We start from the raw sequence: 253 nt of genomic DNA, 5'->3' as shown, positions 1-253 counted from the left end.
AATGTGTTCGCCGCCGCCTTCTCGGGACCGGAGTGGATCGCCGTAGGGGCATCGACATCGATTAACGCTATGTACGGCGCTTACTTCTTTATCGCCATATTCCAACGTTACGCGCTTGAACAAGGCTCCAGATCTACGATTATCGGCATTCTCGTCATCGGGCTTGTCATGTCCTTTATCATCCCGGGCACCGGCTATTTGGCGCACATAGGCGGGCTGCTCGCGGGCTTCGTGCTGTACGGTTTGATGGGCA

The 253-nt window shown here is 55.7% G+C and carries 1 protein-coding gene; it reads left to right on the top strand.

Annotated features, from left to right (window positions below; genetic code table 11):
* A partial coding sequence (locus tag KVT38_RS33895; RefSeq protein ID WP_217598102.1) for a rhomboid family intramembrane serine protease occupies window positions 1-253 on the top strand: 253 nt, incomplete at both ends.

Source organism: Cohnella sp. GbtcB17, from assembly GCF_019091135.1.
In the GTDB taxonomy this organism is placed as follows: domain Bacteria; phylum Bacillota; class Bacilli; order Paenibacillales; family Paenibacillaceae; genus Cohnella.
The sequence above is the reverse complement of the archived record's forward strand: the minus strand, read 5'-3'. Positions and strand labels throughout refer to the sequence as shown.